The sequence below is a fragment of the Streptosporangium sp. NPDC023615 genome, from assembly GCF_040640155.1.
GTDB lineage: Bacteria > Actinomycetota > Actinomycetes > Streptosporangiales > Streptosporangiaceae > Streptosporangium.
Genome location: NZ_JBFABE010000006.1, coordinates 1 through 19,960, shown reverse-complemented (window position 1 = coordinate 19,960; position 19,960 = coordinate 1). Strand labels below are relative to the sequence as shown.

The 19,960-nt window shown below is 73.1% G+C and carries 16 protein-coding genes; 9 read left to right on the top strand and 7 right to left on the bottom strand.

Going from position 1 to position 19,960, the window contains the following annotated elements; all coding sequences use genetic code 11:
* The coding region (locus tag AB0G16_RS06645) for a hypothetical protein (protein ID WP_362799687.1) at positions 1–286 on the top strand (286 nt) is incomplete at its 5' end.
* A 633-nt stretch (positions 287–919) separates the two neighbouring features.
* Positions 920–2,050 carry a glycoside hydrolase family 19 protein gene (locus AB0G16_RS06640; protein WP_362799684.1) on the top strand — a complete coding sequence of 377 codons (1,131 nt, stop codon included), beginning with the start codon at positions 920–922 and terminating at the stop codon, positions 2,048–2,050.
* 237 nt (positions 2,051–2,287) lie between these two features.
* Here the strand turns inward: AB0G16_RS06640 and AB0G16_RS06635 are convergent, their stop codons facing one another.
* From AB0G16_RS06635 to AB0G16_RS06610, 6 genes are read right to left on the bottom strand one after another with little or no spacing between them, the layout of a single operon-like run.
* Positions 2,288–3,460, bottom strand: a complete 1,173-nt coding sequence (locus AB0G16_RS06635; RefSeq protein WP_362799681.1) for a lipid-transfer protein — start codon at positions 3,458–3,460, stop codon at positions 2,288–2,290.
* A gap of 20 nt (positions 3,461–3,480) precedes the next feature.
* Complete coding sequence (locus AB0G16_RS06630; RefSeq protein ID WP_362799678.1) at positions 3,481–3,909, bottom strand: MaoC/PaaZ C-terminal domain-containing protein; 429 nt, start codon at positions 3,907–3,909, stop codon at positions 3,481–3,483.
* Positions 3,909–5,018 carry an OB-fold domain-containing protein gene (locus AB0G16_RS06625; RefSeq protein WP_362799675.1) on the bottom strand — a complete coding sequence of 370 codons (1,110 nt, stop codon included), beginning with the start codon at positions 5,016–5,018 and terminating at the stop codon, positions 3,909–3,911. Before AB0G16_RS06625 ends, AB0G16_RS06630 begins: the two co-directional genes overlap by 1 nt.
* Positions 5,015–6,169, bottom strand: a complete 1,155-nt coding sequence (locus AB0G16_RS06620) for an acyl-CoA dehydrogenase family protein (protein WP_362799672.1) — start codon at positions 6,167–6,169, stop codon at positions 5,015–5,017. Before AB0G16_RS06620 ends, AB0G16_RS06625 begins: the two co-directional genes overlap by 4 nt.
* Positions 6,169–7,254, bottom strand: coding sequence for an acyl-CoA dehydrogenase family protein (locus AB0G16_RS06615; protein ID WP_362799668.1), 1,086 nt, complete (start codon positions 7,252–7,254; stop codon positions 6,169–6,171). Before AB0G16_RS06615 ends, AB0G16_RS06620 begins: the two co-directional genes overlap by 1 nt.
* Positions 7,238–8,887: an AMP-binding protein gene (locus AB0G16_RS06610; RefSeq protein ID WP_362799665.1), complete on the bottom strand. Its 1,650-nt coding sequence runs from the start codon at positions 8,885–8,887 to the stop codon at positions 7,238–7,240. Before AB0G16_RS06610 ends, AB0G16_RS06615 begins: the two co-directional genes overlap by 17 nt.
* A 362-nt stretch (positions 8,888–9,249) precedes the next feature.
* Here AB0G16_RS06610 and AB0G16_RS06605 point away from each other — a divergent pair, with 362 nt between their 5' ends.
* The 5 genes from AB0G16_RS06605 (at position 9,250) to AB0G16_RS06585 (ending at position 14,406) form a co-directional block, all read left to right on the top strand.
* Positions 9,250–9,885: a TetR family transcriptional regulator gene (locus AB0G16_RS06605; protein ID WP_362800192.1), complete on the top strand. Its 636-nt coding sequence runs from the start codon at positions 9,250–9,252 to the stop codon at positions 9,883–9,885.
* Positions 9,886–10,009: 124 nt separating this feature from the next.
* Positions 10,010–11,164, top strand: a complete 1,155-nt coding sequence (locus AB0G16_RS06600) for a steroid 3-ketoacyl-CoA thiolase (RefSeq protein WP_362799662.1) — start codon at positions 10,010–10,012, stop codon at positions 11,162–11,164.
* Positions 11,165–11,306: 142 nt separating this feature from the next.
* Positions 11,307–12,326, top strand: coding sequence for an MBL fold metallo-hydrolase (locus AB0G16_RS06595; RefSeq protein ID WP_362799659.1), 1,020 nt, complete (start codon positions 11,307–11,309; stop codon positions 12,324–12,326).
* Between the two features lie 37 nt (positions 12,327–12,363).
* Positions 12,364–13,038, top strand: coding sequence for a FadR/GntR family transcriptional regulator (locus AB0G16_RS06590; RefSeq protein ID WP_362799656.1), 675 nt, complete (start codon positions 12,364–12,366; stop codon positions 13,036–13,038).
* Positions 13,039–13,152: 114 nt separating this feature from the next.
* Entirely contained in the window at positions 13,153–14,406 is a 1,254-nt protein-coding gene (locus tag AB0G16_RS06585) for an MFS transporter (RefSeq protein ID WP_362799654.1), read from the top strand.
* Between the two features lie 41 nt (positions 14,407–14,447).
* On the opposite strand, the gene AB0G16_RS06580 is transcribed toward AB0G16_RS06585, so the two are convergent.
* Complete coding sequence (locus AB0G16_RS06580; protein ID WP_362799651.1) at positions 14,448–16,922, bottom strand: BTAD domain-containing putative transcriptional regulator; 2,475 nt, start codon at positions 16,920–16,922, stop codon at positions 14,448–14,450.
* Between the two features lie 90 nt (positions 16,923–17,012).
* On the opposite strand from AB0G16_RS06580, the gene AB0G16_RS06575 reads away from it, so the two are divergent.
* Both AB0G16_RS06575 and AB0G16_RS06570 read left to right on the top strand, forming a co-directional pair.
* The gene (locus AB0G16_RS06575; RefSeq protein ID WP_362799649.1) at positions 17,013–18,425 is read left to right on the top strand and encodes a citrate synthase; all 1,413 of its coding nucleotides are present in this window, start codon (positions 17,013–17,015) and stop codon (positions 18,423–18,425) included.
* Positions 18,418–19,815, top strand: a complete 1,398-nt coding sequence (locus AB0G16_RS06570; RefSeq protein WP_362799646.1) for an MmgE/PrpD family protein — start codon at positions 18,418–18,420, stop codon at positions 19,813–19,815. The genes AB0G16_RS06575 and AB0G16_RS06570 overlap by 8 nt, the downstream gene beginning before the upstream one ends.
* Positions 19,816–19,960 lie beyond the last annotated feature (145 nt).

Sequence of the window (19,960 nt, the reverse complement as noted above, 5' to 3'; positions counted from 1 at the left end):
GGCGCCTCCGGCCTTCCTGCCCGATCCGGCCATGCCTCCGGAGTCCCTGTGGACCGGCCGCACCGAGGCGCCGCGACCGGCACCGGCGGCACCGGTGGCACGGACGGCCCCCGCCCCCACCGGACGGACCGCGTCCCGCAGGCGCGGGTGCCACGCGTCACACGGCCGGAAGGCGAAGGTGAACCCCTCGCACCACGACTGGGCGTGGGAGGTGGCCGGTTTCGTCATCGCGGTGACGATCGCCATGATCGTCTTCTTCGCCGTACCGATGATGACCGCCCGCTGATCTCCCCGGGCCGTCCGGGCCCGTCCGGGGCCTTCTCCGGGACTCCCCGTTGGAGCCATGGACGGCAGGCGGAGCCGCGGGCGACGGGCGGGACCGCGGACGGACGACGTCTTCGCCGACCGGCCGGACGAGCCGCCACGTACATGGAACGTGCCCGGTGACGGTGCCGGGAATCGGGAGCGCACGGGGGTTGTGACAGCGATCTGTCAAAGCTAGTATCACGGCAACTCTTAGGAAACTTTCTTAAGAGAAGGTTGAGCAAGAGCCTCCAGAAGCGCGACGAAACCCCCCGATCCGTCCTTGAGCTGCGCGAACCTCGTCGATGCGAGCCGTCGTCGAGGGAAGGTCCGACCGTCCGGACGCACCACACCCACCGGTTCCACCCCTGGGAGCGATCATGCGACGCACCCGTGCGCCTTTCGTCCTGACAGGGCGGGAAAGCCTCCCGCGCGGGCCGATCGCGTCCCCGGTCACGTGCCACGCCGCCACGGCGGGGCGACGACCGGGGGCGACGGCCCCGGACGGGGCGAGGCGTCCCGGAGGTGGGACGACCCGGTGTGACGCGACGGTTCCCGTACGGACCGGTCCCGTCGCCGACCCTCCGCGGCCCTGGCCGCACGAAGGAGTGATCAAGTGTTGAGACAGCGCATCATGGCCGGCCTCGCCGCCCTGACGGTCACGGGCGGGCTCGCGGTCGCCCTGCCGATGGCCTCCGCCTCCGCCAAGAGCGCCTCCGGGAGCGCCGCGGAGAGCTCCGTCGGCGCCTCCGCCCGGAGCGCCGCCGCGAACTGCGTGGCCGCGTGGAACTCCTCGACGGTCTACACCAACGGCATGACCGCCTCCCACAACGGCCGCAACTGGTTCGCGCAGTGGTGGACCCAGAACGAGGCGCCGGGCACCAACTCCGTGTGGGCCGACAGGGGCGCCTGCGGCGGCGGCACCACTCCCCCGCCCTCGGGCAACTGCAACCACCCGAACTGGGCGGCGGGCACCTGGTACACCGCCGGGAGCATCGTCAGGTACACCGACGGCAAGTACTACCGGGCCGAGCACGACAACCCGGGCTACGACCCGGTGATCAGCACCTGGTACTGGGAGCCTCACACCTGCGGCGGCACGACGCCCACCGATCCGCCCCCCACCTCGGGCTTCGTGGTGAGCGAGGCGCAGTTCAACCAGATGTTCCCGAACCGGAACCCCTTCTACACCTACAGCGGCCTGACCGCGGCGCTGAGCGCCTACCCGGGCTTCGCCAAGACCGGCAGTGAGACCGTCAAGCGCCAGGAGGCCGCGGCGTTCCTCGCCAACGCCAACCACGAGACCGGCGGCCTGGTCCACGTCGTGGAGCAGAACACCGCGAACTACTCGCACTACTGCGACAGGAGCCAGCCGTACGGCTGCCCGGCCGGCCAGTCGGCCTACTACGGGCGCGGCCCGATCCAGCTGAGCTGGAACTTCAACTACAAGGCCGCGGGCGACGCGCTCGGCATCAACCTGCTCGCCAACCCCCACCTGGTGCAGAACGACGCGTCGGTGGCCTGGAAGACCGCCCTGTGGTACTGGAACACCCAGAACGGCCCCGGCACGATGACCCCGCACAACGCGATGGTCAACGGCCACGGCTTCGGCCAGACGATCCGCAGCATCAACGGCAGCCTGGAGTGCGACGGCCGCAACCCCGCGCAGGTCCAGAGCCGGATCGCCTCCTACCAGCGCTTCACCCAGATCCTCGGCGTCACCCCCGGCGGCAACCTGAGCTGCTGAACCACCCCACCGGCGATCTGAGCCGCCGAACCACACGGGCGGCGACCTGAACCGCCGAACCACCACCGTGCGCCCGGCCCCCGGGCGCACGTTCCCGCCCCCGTGGCTCCCGTCGCCGCGTGGGCCCCGACGGCCGCGTGTCCCCTGCCGGGCACGCGGCCGTCCCGCCGCCGGAGGGGCTCGCGACCCGCTCCGGGGCGCGCTCCCGGAAGTTCACCCCCACCCGGCCTCCGACGCTCACTCCGAGGACAGCACCAGCCCGCTGGTCGGCACGCCCGTTCCGGCGGTGACCAGCACGTTCCTCACGGAGGGGACCTGGTTGACCGAGGTGCCCCGGACCTGCCGCACGGCCTCGGCGATCCCGTTCATGCCGTGGATGTACGCCTCGCCGAGCTGACCGCCGTGCGGGTTGACCGGCAGGCGCCCGTCGATCTCGATGCCGCCGTCGGCGACGTAGTCCCGCGCCTCGCCGCGCCCGCAGAAGCCCAGCTCCTCCAACTGGGTCAGGACGAACGGGGTGAAGTGGTCGTACAGGATGGCCGCCTGCATGTCCGCCGGGCCGAGCCCGGACTGCTCCCAGAGCCGGCGGGCCACCACCCCCATCTCCGGCAGGCCGGTCATGTCGTCGCGGTAGTAGCTGGTCATCATCATCTGACCGGCGCCCGAGCCCTGGGCCGCGGCGGTGATCAGGGCCGGTGACCTGCGCAGGTCCCTGGCCCGCTCGGCGGAGGTGACCACCAGCGCCACCGCGCCGTCGCTCTCCTGGCAGCAGTCGAGCAGGTGCAGCGGTTCCGCGATCCACTTCGACGCCTGGTGCTCCTGAAGGGTGATCGGGCGCCCGTGGAACCACGCGGCCGGGTTGGTGGCGGCGTGCCTGCGCATGGCGACCGCCACCCGGCCGAAGTCCTCGGAGGTGGCGCCGTAGACGTGCATGTACCGCCGGGCGAACATCGCCACCCAGGCGGCCGGGGTCATCAGCCCGTACGGCACGTGCCAGCTCATCTCCAGCCCCTGGGAGGAGGGCTCGCCGCCGATGCGGGCGTCGGGCCTGCCGAACCGGTGGCCGGATCGCTCGTTGAACGCCCGGTAGCAGACCACGGTCTCGGCGACCCCGGTGGCGACGGCCATCGCCGCGTGCAGCACGGTGCCGCAGGCCGCGCCGCCGCCGTAGTGGACGCGGGAGAAGAACGACAGGTCACCGACGCCCACCTCGCGGGCCACGGCGATCTCCTGGTTGGCGTCCTGGGTGTAGGTGACCATGCCGTCCACGTCCGCGGGCGCCAGGCCCGCGTCGTCGAGCGCCGCGAACACCGCCTCGGCGGCGAGCCGGAGCTCGGACCGGCCTGACTGCTTGGAGAACTCGGTCGCGCCGATCCCGGCGACGGCCGTGCTCCCCGGGAGGGAGACCACGGTGATGGGGCCTTTCTGCGTCAGGGGGCGGGGAGGGAGAACCTGACGGTGCCCGAGGCGTGGTCGCCGAGGCTGACCCTGCCCCGCACCTCGGCCGTGAACTCGCCGTCCGCGCCACCGCCGCCGCCCTCGCCGGCGAGCACGGTGCCGGTGAAGACCAGCCGGTCCCCCGCGTACGCCGGGACGCCGAGCTTCACGTTGATACCGCGGATGATCGCCTCGGGCCCGGCCCAGTCGGTGACGTAGCGCTCGACGAGACCCATGGTGGTCAGGATGTTGAGGAAGATGTCCTTCGACCCCTGCGCCCGGGCCCCCTCCACGTCGTGGTGGACGGGGGTGAAGTCCATGGTCGCCAGCGCGGTCGAGACGACCACCGTCGGGGTCAGCTCGATCGCGAGTTCCGGCAGCAGGGTCCCGCCCCGCACCTCGTCGTGGGTGAGTGTCCGCATCACGCCTCCCGGGGGGCCCACATGGGCAGGATCAGCTCGTCGTCCATCTGGTGATACGTCACGCGCACCGGCATACCGATACCCACTCGCGCGACGTCGCAGTCCACCACGTTGCCCACGATCCGTACCCCTTCCGGCAGTTCCACCACGACCACTACGAAAGGGGGGTCAAGTCCTGGAACCGGCGGGTTGTGGTGGATCACGTAGCTGTAGACCTCGCCCTCGCCGCTCGCCGTCACGTACGTGCGGGCGGTGGAGCGGCACGAGGGGCAGACCGGTCCCGGCGGGTGGCGGAGCTCCCCGCAGTCGGCGCACCGCTGGATCCGCAGTTCGCCCGCGGTGACGCCCTCCCAGAAGAACGCGGTGTCGGCGTTGACCGCGGGTCTCAGCGGGTACGGCTCGCGCGGGGGCGCGTCCCGCCCCGCCACGGCCCCGTTCCCGTCCGGCGCGACCCCGTTCCCGTCCGCCGGCGGCTCACCCGTCGGCGGCTCGCCCGTGGAGGACCCGTTCGGCCGGGGCGTGCTCGCGCCGGGGTTCCCCCGGGGGGCGCCGGCGCGTTCCCTGGGCCGGAACTTGAGCACCCGGAACAGCATCTCGGCCACGGCCTCGCCGCCGACGTACCAGGTGACGTTCCAGGTGACGAAGTAGCCCTCGCCGAGCGCGGTCCGCTTCGGGCCGGTGATGCCGGCGAACCGGGTGGCCGGGACCGGGGACTCGCCGAGCCGCAGGTAGCGGTGGTAGGTCTGCTCGCAGTTGGTGGCGACCACACCGGTGTGGCCGTTGTCGTCCAGCATCGCCAGGACGGGGTCCACCGGCGTGCCGGCCCGCCCGGCGTCGCGGTCCAGTCCGGGCATGGTCCAGACCTGGATCATCGCCGGGGGCGCCACGATCTCCCCGTGCACCCCGGCGGCGGCCGCCCGCGCGTCGGTGTAGAGCGGGTTGGCGTCGCCCAGCGCGCCGGTCCAGTGCCGGATCATCGGCAGGTTCACCGGGTCCGCCGCCGCGGCGCCGTACACCTCGCCCAGGGCGGCCTGGCGCGCGGCCAGGGCGGTGAGCCGCTCGTGCAGCGTGCCCGGGCCGGTCGCGGGGCCGCCGGTCGTCGCGGTCATCGGGGCGGCCTCGGCAGGCTCAGGCCGAGCATGGCGATGAGTTCCCGCTGCACCTCGTTGACGCCGCCGCCGAAGGTGAGCACGAGCCCTCCCTTGGCCCCCCGGTCGACGCGCTCCATCAGGTCGGCGGTCTCGGCGTCGGACGGGTCGCCGAAGCGGGCCAGGGTCTCACCGACGATCCGGCCGACCTCCTGGATCCGCTCGGAACCGTATACCTTGGTGGCCGAGGCGTCCGGGGCGCCCAGCCAGCCCAGGCCCATGTTGGCCGCGACCTGCCAGTTCAGCAGCTCATTGGTGCGGAAGTAGGCGTAGACGCGGCCGAGGGCGCGGCGCACCGCGGGCTCGTCGATCGCGCCGGTGCGGCGCGCCCAGGCCAGGAACCGGTCGTAGATGTGGGCGATGTTGCCCGCCGGGCCGAGCGTGACCCGCTCGTGGTTGAGCTGGTTGACGATCAGGTCCCAGCCCCGGTTCACCTCCCCCACCACCATGTCCACCGGCACCCGCACGTCGGAGTAGTAGGTGGCGTTGGTGTGGTGGCGCCCGTCCATCGTCATGATGGGCGTCCAGGAGAAGCCGGGGTCGGAGCAGTCGGCGATCATCATGGTGATCCCGCGGTGCTTCCTGGCGTCGGGGTCGGTGCGCGCCGCCAGCCAGATGTACTGGGCGTAGTGGGCGCCGGAGGTGAAGATCTTCTGCCCGTTGACGACGTAGTGGTCGCCGTCGCGGACCGCGCTGGTGCGCAGGGACGCCAGGTCGGTGCCGGCCCCGGGCTCGCTGTAGCCGATCGCGAAGTGGCACTCCCCGGCGAGGATGCGCGGCAGGAAGAAGTCCTTCTGCGCCGGCGTGCCGTACTGCATGAGGGTCGGCCCGACGGTCTGCACGGTGATGATCGGGTACGGCACCTCGGCGCGGGCGATCTCGTTGGCGAAGATCTGCTGCTCCAGCGGGCCGAGCCCGCCGCCGCCGTACTCCTTCGGCCAGCCCAGCCCGAGCTTGCCGTCGCGGCCCAGGGTGCGGCAGTGCTCCATGTACGCGTGACCGAACGGGTCGGTGGCGATCCTCTTCCGGTCCTCCTCGTTGAGGCAGGACCGGAAGTAGTCGCGCAGTTCGGCGCGGAGTTCCTTCTGCTCGGGGGTGAGGTCGATCAGCATCAGACGAGCGCTCCGATCGTGTCGAGCCGGGCTTCGACCCCGCCCAGCAGGTGGGCGTGGTGCCTGCCCCAGGCGAAGTAGCGGTGCAGCGGGTAGGTCACGTCCACGCCGATCCCGCCGTGCAGGTGCTGGCAGGTGTAGAGGGCGCGCAGCCCCTCGTCGGTCGCGGTGAGCGCACCCACCGCGAGGTCGGCCTCGGCCCCCTCGTCGTCGCCCCGCTCCAGCCGCCACGCCCCGGACCACACGGCCACGTCCAGCGCACGCGCGGCGACGTAGACGTCGGCGATCTGCACGGTGACCGCCTGGAACTCGGCCAGTGCCCGGTCGAACTGCCTTCGGGTCCTGACGTACTCGGTGGTCAGCTCCAGGGCGCGGGCCAGCACGCCGGAGAAGACGGCGATGTTCCCGGCCGTCACCGCCCGCCGCAGGCCGGCGGCGGCCGTTCCGTCCGCGGCGCCGACGAGCTCGCCGGGTACGCCCCGCAGGGTGAGCGCGGCGGCCGGCTCGCCGGTGGAGACCGGCACCGGGCGCGTCTCCACGTCGGCGGGGTCGACCAGGAACACACCGGTCCCGGTGGGCGTCCGGGCCGTCAGCAGGATCCTCGACGCCCCGGCGGCGTGGGGGGTGGTGCCCTTGGCGCCGTCGAGCACCCAGCGGTCGCCGTCCGCCCGCGCGGTCGTGGCGGGCGGGGCGCCGAGGTCACGGCCCGGCTCGGACGGGGCCACCGCCAGCGTGATCTCGCCCTCGGCCAGCGGGGCCAGCGCCTCGCGCTGCTCGCGGGAGCCGTGGGCGGCGACGACCTGGGCGGCGACCAGGCTCGATTCGGCGGGGACCGGGGCCACGTGGGCGCCGATCTCCCGCAGCAGGACCGCCGTCCCCACCGGTCCCAGCCCGGCCCCGCCGGCCTCCTCGGGCAGGCAGGCGCCGAGCAGCCCCGCCCCGGCCAGGGAGCGCCACAGCGCGGCGTCGTAGGGGGCGCCGCTCTTCTCGTGCGCCTCCAGCCTGGCGACCGTCACCTCCTTCCCGAGCAGGTCGGCCGCGAGCTCGCGCAGGTCGGTCCGGGTCTCGTCAAGGGTGAAGTCCACGCGCGCTCCAGGGGTGCCGTCTGCCGTTCCGGATGAACTCGTCGTCGATGCGGGTGATGTCGGCGGGGGTGAGGGGCCGCCAGGCGTCCTGCCCGGGAGGCCGCCACCAGACAGGGTCGCCGGTGTCGCCGGTGTCGCCGGTGTCGCCGGTGTGCCACGCCTGCTCGGCCAGGACCCGTTTGACGACCTTGTGGGACGCGGTCTGCGGCAGCTCGGCGGCGATCCGCACGTAGCGGGGCACGGCCTTGGCGCCCAGGTCCCCGCGGGAGGCCAGGAACGCCGCGAACGCCTCGGGGGCGAAGGCGCCCGCGAGCACCAGGGCCGCCATCACCTGGTCGCCCGCGGCGGCGTCCGGGACCGGGTAGACGGCCGCCTCGACCACGCCGGGGAACTCGCGCAGCACCGCCTCGATCGGGGCGACCGCGAGGTTCTCGCCGTCCACGCGTAATCGCTCGGTTCCGCGCCCGGCGAAGAACACGTGGCCCTCGGCGTCGGCGTAGGCCAGGTCGCCCGACCAGAACGCGCCCTGGCGGACGCGCTCGCGGTCGGCCTCGGGGTCGTCGTAGTAGCCGTCGAACAGGCCGGCCCCCCGGGTGTTGACCAGCTCGCCGACCGCCTCGCCGGCGTTGAGCAGCCGCCCGTCCTCGAAGAGGGCGGGCGGGCAGCGCCGCCCGGTGAACGGGTCGCGGATCTCGACCCCGTCGGGGAGCCTGCCCAGGCTGCCGGGCGGCCCGGCCGGGTCGGGGGTGATCGTGACGCCGGTCTCGGTGGACCCGAAGCCGTCGATGACGTGGCAGCCGAACCGCTCGGCGAACCGGCGGACCGCGACGGCGCTCCCCTCGTTGCCGAAGGCGATCCTCAGCGTGTTGTCCGCGTCCCCGGGCGTCTCGGGGGTGGCCAGCACGTAGGAGAGCGCCTTGCCCACGTAGTGCAGGTAGGTGACCCCGTGGCGCCGGACGTCGGGCATCAGGCCCGAGGCCGAGAACCTCCGGCGCAGCACCAGCGTCGCCCCCGAGGCCACCGCCGGGGCGTACGCGGCCATGATCGCACCCGAGTGGAACAGCGGCATCGAGCAGTGGACGACGTCGTCCGGGGAGAGCATCGCGGCCAGGCTCGTCCCGGGCACGGCGATCTTCCGCTGGGTGATCCTCACCGCCCTGGGGCGCCCCGACGTGCCCGAGGTGAAGATGAGCATGATCAGCCCGGCGGTCGGGACCCGGTCCGGGGGCGGCCCGGGAACCCGGAGCGCGGCGACCTCGGCGGCGAGGGCCTCGTGGCGGGGGTGCCCGGGCTCGTGCAGGATCAGGTCGACGTGGGTGGCGTCCGCGTCGCGGGCGAGCTCGGCGGCGCTCCTGGTGGTGTTCAGCGCGACGATCACGTGACCCGACAGGGCGGCCCCGCCCAGCAGGAAGAGCAGCTCGGGGACGTTGTCGAAGATCGCTCCGACGTGCAGGTTCCGGCCCCCGGCGTCCAGGGCGGCGGCGCGGGCGCGGCACTCGGCGACATACTCGCGCCAGCTCCACGTCCGGTCCTCGAAGACCAGGCCGGGCCGGTCGTCGCCGGCGCGCCGCTCCAGCAGGCCCGCCAGCGTCGTCCCGGACGCCGTCCCCTCGGACGGCCTCTCCTCGGACATCGCACCTCCCGTCAGGATGCCCTCCTCCATCGCGCCGGCCCGCCCGACCGGGACCGGCGTACCGGGGACGGAGGCGGGGCCCGCCCGCCCCGCGCGCGTCACCGGCGCCCGTTCCGGCCCTTCCGAAAAGTAGAACAGATTCTATTCCATGTCCATAGCGAGCCGCCTCCGATAAGCCGGTATATAACCTCCATACGACATATGCCGTGTAAGCACGGGTATCTTTGTGACCGGCGAGTAACCCGCCGGAGTATCCGTAAATCAGATAACGTGTTCTCATGCGTACCCCGCAGGTGACCACGGAGGCACCGGCCGCCGCGCGCCCGGCCGGCAGGCACGCCCCGGGCAATGTCGATCCGGCCATGACCAAGGGGGCATCCGGCGTGCAGAGCGAACCGGCGTCCACCGGCGTCCGCACCAGGAGCCAGCACCAGCGGCGCAAGCGCATCGTCCAGGCAGCCGCCGCCCTCGCCTCACGCGGCGGCGTCGAGGCGATGCAGATGCGGACCGTCGCCGAGCGCGCCGGGGTCGCGCTGGGAACGCTCTACCGCTACTTCCCCTCCAAGATGGATCTCGTCGTCGCCGTCGTCGGCGAGGAGATCGACCTTCTGGAGAGCAGCATCGAGCGCCGCCCGCCCACGGCGGTCGCGGCCTCGGGGCGGGCCGTGGACATCCTGATGCGCGCCACCCGCGGCCTGATGCGCGAGCCCGAGCTCGCCGACGCGCTCATCCGATCACTGATCATGGCCGAGGTCGAGACGCCGTTCGGCGACCGCATGACGGGGCTGCTGCTCCGGGTCGCCGGGGACGACCTCACCGTGGAGACCGCCACCGAGGAGCAGTTCGCGCTCGCCGGCTCGCTCTCCAGCGTCTGGGTGCACGAGCTACTGGAGATGCTCAGGGGGCGGCGCACCTACGAGCAGATCCAGCGGCGCATCGAGATCGCCGCCGACCGGCTGCTCACCGATTTCCGGCCCGCTCCTTCCGCCGGAAACTAGAACCCGTTACAGTCGCAGTCGAAGGCGACTAGAGCGACGTTCTGGAGCGACGCGCGAGCGGGCGGGCCGTCCCCGGCGGGCGCCCGACGGCCGCGAGTTCCGAGCCGGAAGGCGAGGAGATCGTATGGGTGCAGTGATCGTCGAAGCCGTACGGACCCCGATCGGCAGGCGCGGCGGATGGCTCGCCGGGCTCAAGCCCCAGGCCGTCCTCGCCGCGGCGCTGAGCGGTCTCGTCGACCGCGCGGGCGTCGACCCGGCCGCGGTGGAACAGGTTTTCGCCGGCTGCGTCACCCAGGCCGGCGAGCAGGGTGGCCACATCGGCCGGTACGCCTGGCTGTACGCGGGGCTGCCCTACCAGGCGGGCGTCACCACCCTCGACGCGCAGTGCGGCTCCTCCCAGCAGGCCGTGCACCTGGTCGCGGCGCTCATCCAGGCGGGGGTCGTCGAGGTCGGCGTGGCCTGCGGCGTCGAGGTGATGAGCCGGGCGCCGCTCGGCTCCAACGTGCTCCCGGCCCGTCCCCGGCCCGACGACTGGTCCATCGACATGCCGAGCCAGTTCGTCGCCGCCGAGCGGATCGCGCGCCGGCGCGGGCTGACCCGCGAGCGGCTCGACCGGTTCGGCGCCCGCTCCCAGGACCTGGCGGCGCGGGCATGGGCCGAGGGCCGCTTCGACCGGGAGGTGGTCGGCGTGACCGCGCCCGTGCTCGGCGAGGACGGCGAGCCGACCGGCGAGACCCGCCGCGTCGACCGCGACCAGGGGCTGCGCGAGACCACCGCCGAGGGGCTGGCCCGGCTCAGGCCGGTCACCGAGGACGGCCTGCACACCGCGGGAACCTCCTCGCAGATCTCCGACGGCGCGGCCGCCGTGCTGCTGATGAGCGAGGAGGCCGCCGCCCGGCACGGCCTGCGGCCCAGGGCCCGCGTCCTCGCCCAGGCCCTGGTCGGCGCCGAACCGTACTACCACCTGGACGGGCCGGTGGACGCGACCGCGAAGGTCCTCGCCTCCACCGGGATGAGCGTGGCCGACCTCGACAGGTTCGAGGTGAACGAGGCCTTCGCCTCCGTGGTCCTATCCTGGTCATCGGTGCACAAGCCGGACATGGAACGGGTCAACGTCAACGGCGGCGCCATCGCGCTCGGCCACCCGGTCGGCGCGACCGGATCACGACTGATCACCACCGCACTGCACGAGCTGGAGCGGTCCGACTCCTCGACCGCGCTGGTCACCATGTGCGCGGGCGGGGCCCTGGCGACCGCGACCATTCTGGAACGTCTGTGAACGGCGCCCGTGAACGGCGCCCGTGAACGGCGCCTGTGAAGGGCGTCCGTGAAGGGCGCGGGAAGACGCGCCGATGAACAGCGCCCGTGAACGGCGCCGGCAAGGAGCGCCCTTCGCGGGGCGCCGGTAAGGAGCACCACCGTTGAAGTCCCGCCGCAGGCCGTACAGCGAGCAGCGTCCGTTCGACACCGGTGGCGGGGTGTGGAGCGTGCCGGTGCCCATCCCCGGCAACCCGCTCGGCTACACCCTGGTCTACGCGATCGAGTCCCCGGCGGGCCCGGTGCTGGTGGACGCGGGCTGGAACGCGCCCGAGGCGTGGCTGGCGCTGCGCGACGGGCTCGGCGCGGCCGGCATGGACGTCCGCGACGTGCGCGGGGTGGTCGTCACCCACTTCCACCCCGACCACGCCGGGCTGGCCGGCCAGGTCAGGGAGGAGTCGGGTGCCTGGATCGCCATGCACGAGGCCGACGCCACGCTGGTCGGCCTGATGCGCGCCACAGAGGAGAGCACGCACCGCGCCTTCCAGGCCGACATGCTGCGCCGCGCCGGCGCGGGCACCGTGGAGATGGAGGAGGTCACCAGGAGCCGTCCCCGGCCGCCCGCGGCGCCCGACCGCGTGCTGACCGACGGCGAGCTGATCGACGTACCCGGCCGCAGGCTGCGCGTGATCTGGACGCCCGGGCACACGCCCGGCCACATCTGCCTGCACCTGGAGGACGCCGACCGCCTCTTCACCGGCGACCACGTGCTGCCGGCGATCACCCCGCACGTCGGCATCTACCCCTACGACCGGGCCGACGTGGACCCGCTGACGGACTTCCTGGGATCACTGGAGAAGGTCAGGGAGTTGGGCGAGCTCGAAGCCCTCCCCGCCCATGAATGGATATTTCCTGATACGGCGGCGCGGGCGGCCGAGATCGGCGTCCACCACGAGGACAAGCTCCGACGGCTGGCCGAGCTGCTCGCCGAGGCCGGGGAACCGCTGACCATCTGGGAGATCGCCGGGCGGATGACCTGGAACCGCCCCTGGGAGGACTTCCCTCCCTTCCTGCGCGGGATGGCCGCCGGGGAGGCCGCGGCGCACCTGCGCACCCTCGAGGTGCGCGGCCTCGTCCGCAGGACGCCGGGGACCGACCCGGTCCGCTTCGCCATACACTCATAGACATCGGATGTCTGGCGAACCCTGAGGACGGTGCAGCGTGGCGGTCACCGACGCCGCTATCGACAGGATCAAACAGATGATCCTGTCCGGCGAGCTCGCCCCCGGCAGCAGGCTGCCCAAGGAGGCCGACCTGGCCGACCGTCTCGGCCTCTCGCGCAACTCGCTGCGGGAGGCCGTCCGCGCGCTGGCGCTGATCAACGTGCTGGACGTGCGCCAGGGCGACGGCACGTACGTGACCAGTCTGGAGCCCAGGCTGCTGCTGGACGCGATGTCGTTCGTGGTCGACTTCCACCAGGACGACACCGTCCTGCAGTTCTTCCAGGTCCGGCGGATCCTGGAGCCCGCGGCGACCGCGATGGCGGCGACCTCCATGTCCGACGCCGAGGTCGCCGGGCTGCGCGGGCTCCTCGACGACCTGCCCGCCGAGCCGAGCGTCGAGCAGCTCGTCGCCAACGACCTGGAGTTCCACCAGCGCATCGCGGAGGGTTCGGGAAACGCGGTGCTCTGCTCCCTCATCGAGAGCCTCTCGGGCCCGACGACCAGGGCCAGGATCTGGCGGGGCCTCACCCAGGAGAACGCCCTGGAGAAGACCCGCGAGCAGCACGGCGCGATCTGCGACGCCATCACCGCCCGTCAGCCCGAGGTGGCGCGGGCCTGGGCCACGGTCCACATCGCCGGCGTCGAGGAGTGGCTGCGCAGCACCCTCGCCTGACCGTCGTCCCCGGCGCGGGCTTCGCGTGCTTGGGAGCGGCCGTCCCGGGGTAGGCCACGTCGGGCACCGCGAACCTCGACGGCCTCAGGAACCGCGGATCCCCGGAGCAGACGCATGAGCCTCCCCCTGCGACTCGGCCTGCGCGCCAACCTCGCCCAGTTCACCCTGCTCGTCGCGGTCAACGCGCTGGTCGGCGGCATGCTCGGCCAGGAGCGCACCGTGCTCCCCCTGCTGGCCGAGCGGACCTTCCACGTGGCCGCCCACAGCGGCGCGCTCACCTTCATCCTCGCCTTCGGCGTGGTCAAGGCGGTCACCAACTTCTTCGCCGGGACGCTCTCCGACCGCCACGGCCGTAAGCCCGTCCTGGTCACCGGATGGCTCGTCGCGATTCCCGTGCCCGCGATGCTGGCCTGGGGCCCGTCCTGGGGCTGGATCGTGGCGGCCAACGTCCTGCTCGGCGTCAACCAGGGCCTGACCTGGTCGACGACCGTCATCATGAAGATCGACCTGGCCGGTCCCGAGCGGCGAGGGCTGGCCATGGGATTCAACGAGGCCGCCGGGTACGTCGCGGTCGCGGCGACCGCGCTGGCCACCGGGTACCTCGCGAGCGTTCACGGCCTGCGCCCCGTGCCGTTCCTGCTCGGTGCCGCCTACGCCGCCCTCGGCCTGGGCCTGTCGGTGCTGGCCGTGCGGGAGACCCGTGACCACGCCCGGCTCGAGGCGGCCGGACACGGGCGTTCCGATCTGACCGCCTGGCAGGTCGTCCGGCGTACCACCCTGACCGACAGGGCCCTGTCGGCGGCCAGCCAGGCGGGAATGGTCAACAACCTCAACGACGCCGTCGCCTGGGGCGTCTTCCCGCTGATCTTCGCCGCCCGGGGCCTGTCCGTCGCCGAGATCGGCGTGCTGGCCGCCCTGTACCCGGCCGTGTGGGGGTTCGGCCAGATGCTCACCGGCTGGTGGTCCGACCGCGTGGGCCGCAAGCACCTGATCACCGCGGGCATGCTGGTCCAGGCCGTGGCCGTCGTCACGGTGGCCTCCGGCTCCACCTTCCCGGTGTGGGCCGGCGCCCAGGTGCTCCTCGGCGCGGGCACCGCGCTGGTCTACCCGACGCTGCTCACCGCCGTCGGCGACGTCGCCCACCCGTCGTGGAGGGCCCGGTCCATCGGTGTCTACCGGCTGTGGCGGGACGGCGGCTTCGCCGTCGGCGCGCTGCTGGCCGGGGTCGTCGCCGACCTGTGGGGCCTGACCTCCGTCGTCTGGACCACCGCCGCGCTCACCGCCGCCTCCGGCCTGCTGGTCGCGGCCCGCATGTACGAGACCCTCCCGGGGGGTGCGGCCGCCCGGAAGGGGCGGCCCGCGGCGTGACGGGCGCGTGTGTGCCCTCCGGGGACGTCCCCGGCGTGCGGTCACAGCGAGCGGTTCGGGACTCCGATGAGCTCCCCGGCGACGGTCAGGGCCTGCCGGAAGCAGTCCTCGGCCCGCTCCCGGCGCCCCGCCCACAGGTGGACGTGGCCCAGGCCGGTCAGGGCGTTGAGCTCGCCGGCGCCGTAGCCGATCTCGCGGGCGAGGTCCAGAGCCTCCCCCAGGCAGGTCTCCGCCCGGCCGGGGCGGCCGGCCCACAGGCGGGCGTGGCCCAGGCTCACCAGCGCCTCGGCCCGGCAGGGGAGGTCCTCGGCCTGGCGGGCGGCGCGCAGGGCCAGCTCATGGAGGGCCCCGGTGTGGCGGGCGTGGTTCCGCAGGTGACGGTGGAGGCTCATGGACAGGTGCAGGGCGTGGACGGGCAGGTCGTGCGCGGCCGCGTGCTCAGCCGCGGCGAGCAGGTTGAACAGCTCGGCCTCCATCCACCGCGCCGCCTCCGCGGGCGCCCCGAAGAGTGGGGCCGGGGTGGGCGAGGAGCGGCCCGGTGGGTGGGGCGGCGCCTCCAGGGGATGCAGGACCTCCATCGCCTCCGAGGCGGTGTGGACGTAGTGGTCGAGCAGGCGGACCAGGGCGGCCCGCCGCTCGCCCGGGGACTCCTCGGCGTCGGCCCTGGCCACCGCGTAGACGCGGAGCAGGTCGTGGAACCGGTAGCGGCCGGGTGCCGGTTCGAAGACGAGGTTGGCCTCAAGGAGGTCACCGAGGAGCCGGTCGGCGTGCTGGAGGGGGGAGTCGATCAGCGCCGCGGCGGCGTAGACGTCCAGGCCCGACCCGGGATCGCCCTCCGGCAGCGCGGCACGGATGCCGGGTCCTGTCCCGGGACGCAGGCCGAGCAGCCGGAACAGGCGCTGCTGGGCGGATGTGAGCTGCTGGTAGGACAGGTCGACGGCCGCTGTCACGCTGCGCTGCCCGACCTCGAGCTCGGCCAGCCGGCGGCGCTCGTCGCGCAGCCGGTCGACCAGGTGGGCCAGGGTCCACGCGGGCCGCGCGTGCAGGCGTGCGGTGGCGATGCGGAGCGCCAGCGGCAGCCTCCCGCACAGCCCGACCACCTCGGTGATCCGTTCCGGAGGATGATCCGCCCCTGCGACCTGGGAGAACATCGCGATCGCGTCGCCGGTCGGCAGCACGTCCAGCCGGATCCTGTGAGCGTCGTCCAGGCCGGTCAGCCGGCGCCGGCTGGTGATCAGGACCACGCAGCCCGGACTGCCCGGCAGCAACGGCAGGACCTGGTTCTCGGTGGCGGCGTTGTCGAGCAGGATCAGCATGCGCCGCCCGGCCAGCGTGGTCCGCAGCAGGCTGGCGCGGTCGTCCAGTTGGTGGGGGATCCTCTCACCGGGAACGCCCAGGGCGCGTAGCAGCCCGTCCAGCGCGTCGGTCGGCGTGGTGGGCGCCACGCCGTACGTGAAACCGTGCAGGTCGACGAAGAGCTGCCCGTCGGGGAACCGGGCGGCCAGGTGGTGCGCGGCGTGCACCGCCAGCGCGGTCTTGCCGACGCCCGCCATGCCGTCGATCGCCCCGATCACCACGGTCGCCGAGGACCGCGCCTCGTCGCCGACCATGTCGAGCAGGCGGGCCAGCTCCGCGGCGCGGCCGGTGAAGGTGGGCAGGTCGGCGGGTAGCTGCCGCGGGACCGGTGCCGCCTCGCCCGCCGGGGCCGGGGGCCGGTCGGGAACGGAATCGTTGCGCATGATCGCCAGGTGGAGCTCCCGCAGCTCGGCCGGAGGGTCCAGGCCGAGCTCCTCACCCAGCCTCTGCCGGGTGCGCTCGTAGATCTCCAGCGCCTCGGCGGTGCGCCCGGCACGGTGCAGCGCCTGCATGAGCCCACCGGTCAGGCGGGGACGGCGCGGATGCTCGGCGGCCAGCGCCAGCAGCTCCTCCAGCAGGCTCTCGTGCCGGCCGAGCCGCAGCCGTGCCTCGACGAGGTCCTCGACGGCGGTGAGCCGTGACTCGTCCAGCCCCCGGCACACGTTCTCCCTGACCTCCTCGGGGGCGGCCCCGGACAGCGCGGGCCCGCGCCACAGCGCCAGCGCCCGGCTCAGCAGCTCCACCCGCCGCGCGTCGTCGCCGTTCCTGGCCTCGGCGAGCAGGGCGCGGAACCGGTGGACGTCGACGCGCCCGGGATCGCAGTACAGGGTGTAGCCGGCTGGCCCCCGGTCGATCCGGACCCCGGCATGCCTCCCACCGGAACCCGCCACGGCCGCGCGCAGCCCGCTGATGTAGGTGTGGATCATCCCTCTGGCGGTCATGGGCGGATCCTGCGGCCATGTCAGCTCGACCAGCCGCTCGGTGGTCACCTGTTTGTTCACTTCCAGGGCGAGCAGCGCCAGCACGAACCGCTGCTTGCGCACCCCCAGATTCACCAGCCGGCCCGTGGCACTCGCCTGCACGGGGCCCAGCAGAAAGAACTCCAGCAGAACCTCCCCGAGACAAACCTCGTAAATTTCACAGTAAACACCAGATTCCATCAAACCAGAAAGCCCGGTGACCGCAAGAAAATATAAAGATCAACTTAGGGTGACGGCTGTAATCATTGGCCCTACAAGATCTCCGGCCACATGAAGGGAGATAGGTCAGGACCCTTTCTCCTTAATCGCCGTCGCCGTTGTGATGGCCACCGGCCTGCCCTCGCAGGCGTCCGCACCGTATTCGCCGTATTCACGATGTCGCCGATCGTATTCATAAGAGGATGCGCTCTCCGTGGAACTCACAGATACCGAACTCACCGTCGAACGCGCCGCGAGCAAGGGTGCCGGGAGCCGGCGCGGCGTCCCCCGCCCGCCGGCCCGGGGACGGAAGCCGTGAGCGGCCCCAACCGGCCCGTGGTGTACGGACTCAACGACATAATCCTGTGCCACACACAGATCTCACACGTGGACGGTCACCTCGGCCGATACCGCTACCGTGACCACGACGCCATCGACCTGGCCGACGCCTGCAGCCTGGAGGAGGTCTGGTACCTGCTGCTGGACGGGCGGCTGCCCACGGCCGCGCAGCGGGAGGACTTCCTGCGGGAGCTCGAGGGCCTGCGCGAGATCCCGCCCGCGGTCACCGAGCTGCTCCCCGGCCTCGCCCGGCTGGGGGACAGGACCGACGGCATCGCCTGGTTGCAGTCGGCCGTCTGCCTGCTGGCCAGGGCCCTGGACTGGGCGCCGGTCCTGGACCTGGACCACGCCGGCCTGCGCCGCCAGGTGCTCCAGGCCACGGTGTCCGCGCCGGTCCTGCTGGCGGCCCTGCACCGGCTGAGGAACGGCCTGCGGCCGGTGGCCCCGGACCCCGCCCTGGGCCACGCGGGCAACGCCCTCTACATGATGACCGGCGAGCCTCCCTCCGAGGAGCACGCCCGCGCCCTGGAGCAGTATCTGATCATCGCCGCCGAGCACGGCATGGCGGCCTCCACCTTCGCCGCGAGGGTCATCCTCTCCACCGGCGCCGACCTCGGGTCGGCGCTGTCCGGCGCGCTCGGCGCGCTGAGCGGGCCTCTGCACGGAGGCGCCCCGATCCTCGCCCTGGAGATGCTGGACGAGATCGGCGCCCCGGACCGCGTGGAGTCGTGGCTGCGCGAGCGACTGTCCAGGGACGAGCGGATCATGGGCTTCGGCCACCGCATCTACCGGACCGTCGATCCGCGGGCCACCACCCTGCGCGAGGTCGCCGCGCGCCTGGGGTGCGATCGCCTCGACCTCACCCGGCGGGTGGAGAAGCACGCGGCCGCCATCCTCGACGAGGTCAAACCCGGCCGGTCGCTGCGCGCCAACGTGGAGCTGTACGCGGCGCTCGTCATGGAGGCGGTCGGGCTGCCCAGGTCCATGTTCTCCGCGACGTTCGCCATGGCCAGGCTGGTCGGCTGGGGAGCCCACCTGCTCGAACAGCACGCGGGGAACCGATTGATCCGGCCGGTCACCGCCTTCGCCGGTGGGCCCGTCCGGCCCGTCCCGTCCCTTTCACAGAGAGGTCGCCCCCATGGCTGACGAGCCCATGACCCGCCGGATAGCCAGGTTCGCCACCTCGGCCAGGTTCGAGGACGTCCCGGCCGACGTGCGGGACACCCTGAAGATCCGGCTGCTGGACGCGCTGGGCTGCGCCATCGGAGCCCTGGACGGGTCGCCGATCGCGATCCTGCGGGAGGACCTGACCGAGTTCGGCGGCCCGCCCCTGGTCTCCCTCATCGGCGGCGGGCGCACCTCCCCCTACGAGGCGGCCCTGTACAACGGCGCCCTGGTCCGCTACCTCGACTTCAACGACTCGTACATCGCCCCCGGGGAGACCTTCCACCCGAGCGACAACATCGGCGCGGTGCTCGCCGCGGCGGAGTACCGCGACCTGCCGGGCAGCGAGCTGCTCACGGCCATCGGCGTGGCCTACCAGGTGCAGTGCCGCCTGGGCGAGGCGGGCGCGGTCAGGTGGCGGCACTTCGACCACACCACCCACGCAGGCTACGCCGCGGGCGCCGGCGTCTCGCGCGCGCTGCGCCTGGACGCCGACCAGGCCTCGCACGCCCTGGCCATGGCCGGTACGGCGCTCAACGCGCTGCGCGTCACCCGCACCGCGCTGTCCCACTGGAAGGGGCTCGCCTACCCGTACGCGGCGGCGGCCACGACCCACCTGGCCTTCCTCGCCGCCCGCGGGCTCACCGGCCCCCTCGGCGCCCTGGACGGCCGCAAGGGTCTCATGGAGGCCGTCTCGGGCCGGTTCGAGGTGGACTGGGAGAACGAGGGCTTCGACCTGATCCGCAGGACGTTCGTCAAGCGGTTCAACGCCGAGGTGCACTCCCAGTCGGCGCTGGAGGCCGCCCTGGAGCTGCGCGCGGAGCACGGCCTCACCGCCGCGGACATCGCCGCGGTGGAGCTGGACACCTTCGACGTGGCCTACGACATCATCGGCGGCGGCAGCGACGGCGACAAGATGCGGATCACCACCAAGGAGGAGGCCGACCACTCCCTGCCGTACCTGCTCGCCGTGGGACTGCTCGACGGGCAGGTGCTGCCCGCCCAGTACGCGCCGGAGCGCATCGTGGCCGACGACGTCCAGGGCCTGCTCGGCCGGGTCCGGATCCGCGCCGAGAGCGGCTACACCGAGCGCTTCCCCGAGGAGCTGGGCTGCCTCCTGCGTGTCCGGCTGAACGACGGCACCGTCCTGGAGCGGGAGAAGCGCGACTACGCCGGGCACTGGCGCCGCCCCGCCGACTGGACCTCGGCGCTGGCGAAGTTCACCTCGCTGACCGAGCGCTTCCTCACCTCCAGGCTGCGCGACGAGATCGCCGACTGCGTGCGGAACGTGGACGAGCGGCCGACGAGCGCGCTGACCGATCTTCTCCGGCGGGTGTCGGGGGACGCGAAGGCCGACGACCGGAGTTCGTGACCGGTCCCGGCACCGACGTGACCGGCGAGGCCGTGCCGGCGGCCCGGGGCGCCCCCCGGCCCCCGACGGGGGCGGAGCGGGGGGGGGGGGTGAGCGGTGCGCCCGGGGGTGGGGGGGTAGGGGGGGGGGGGGGCTATAGTAAAGA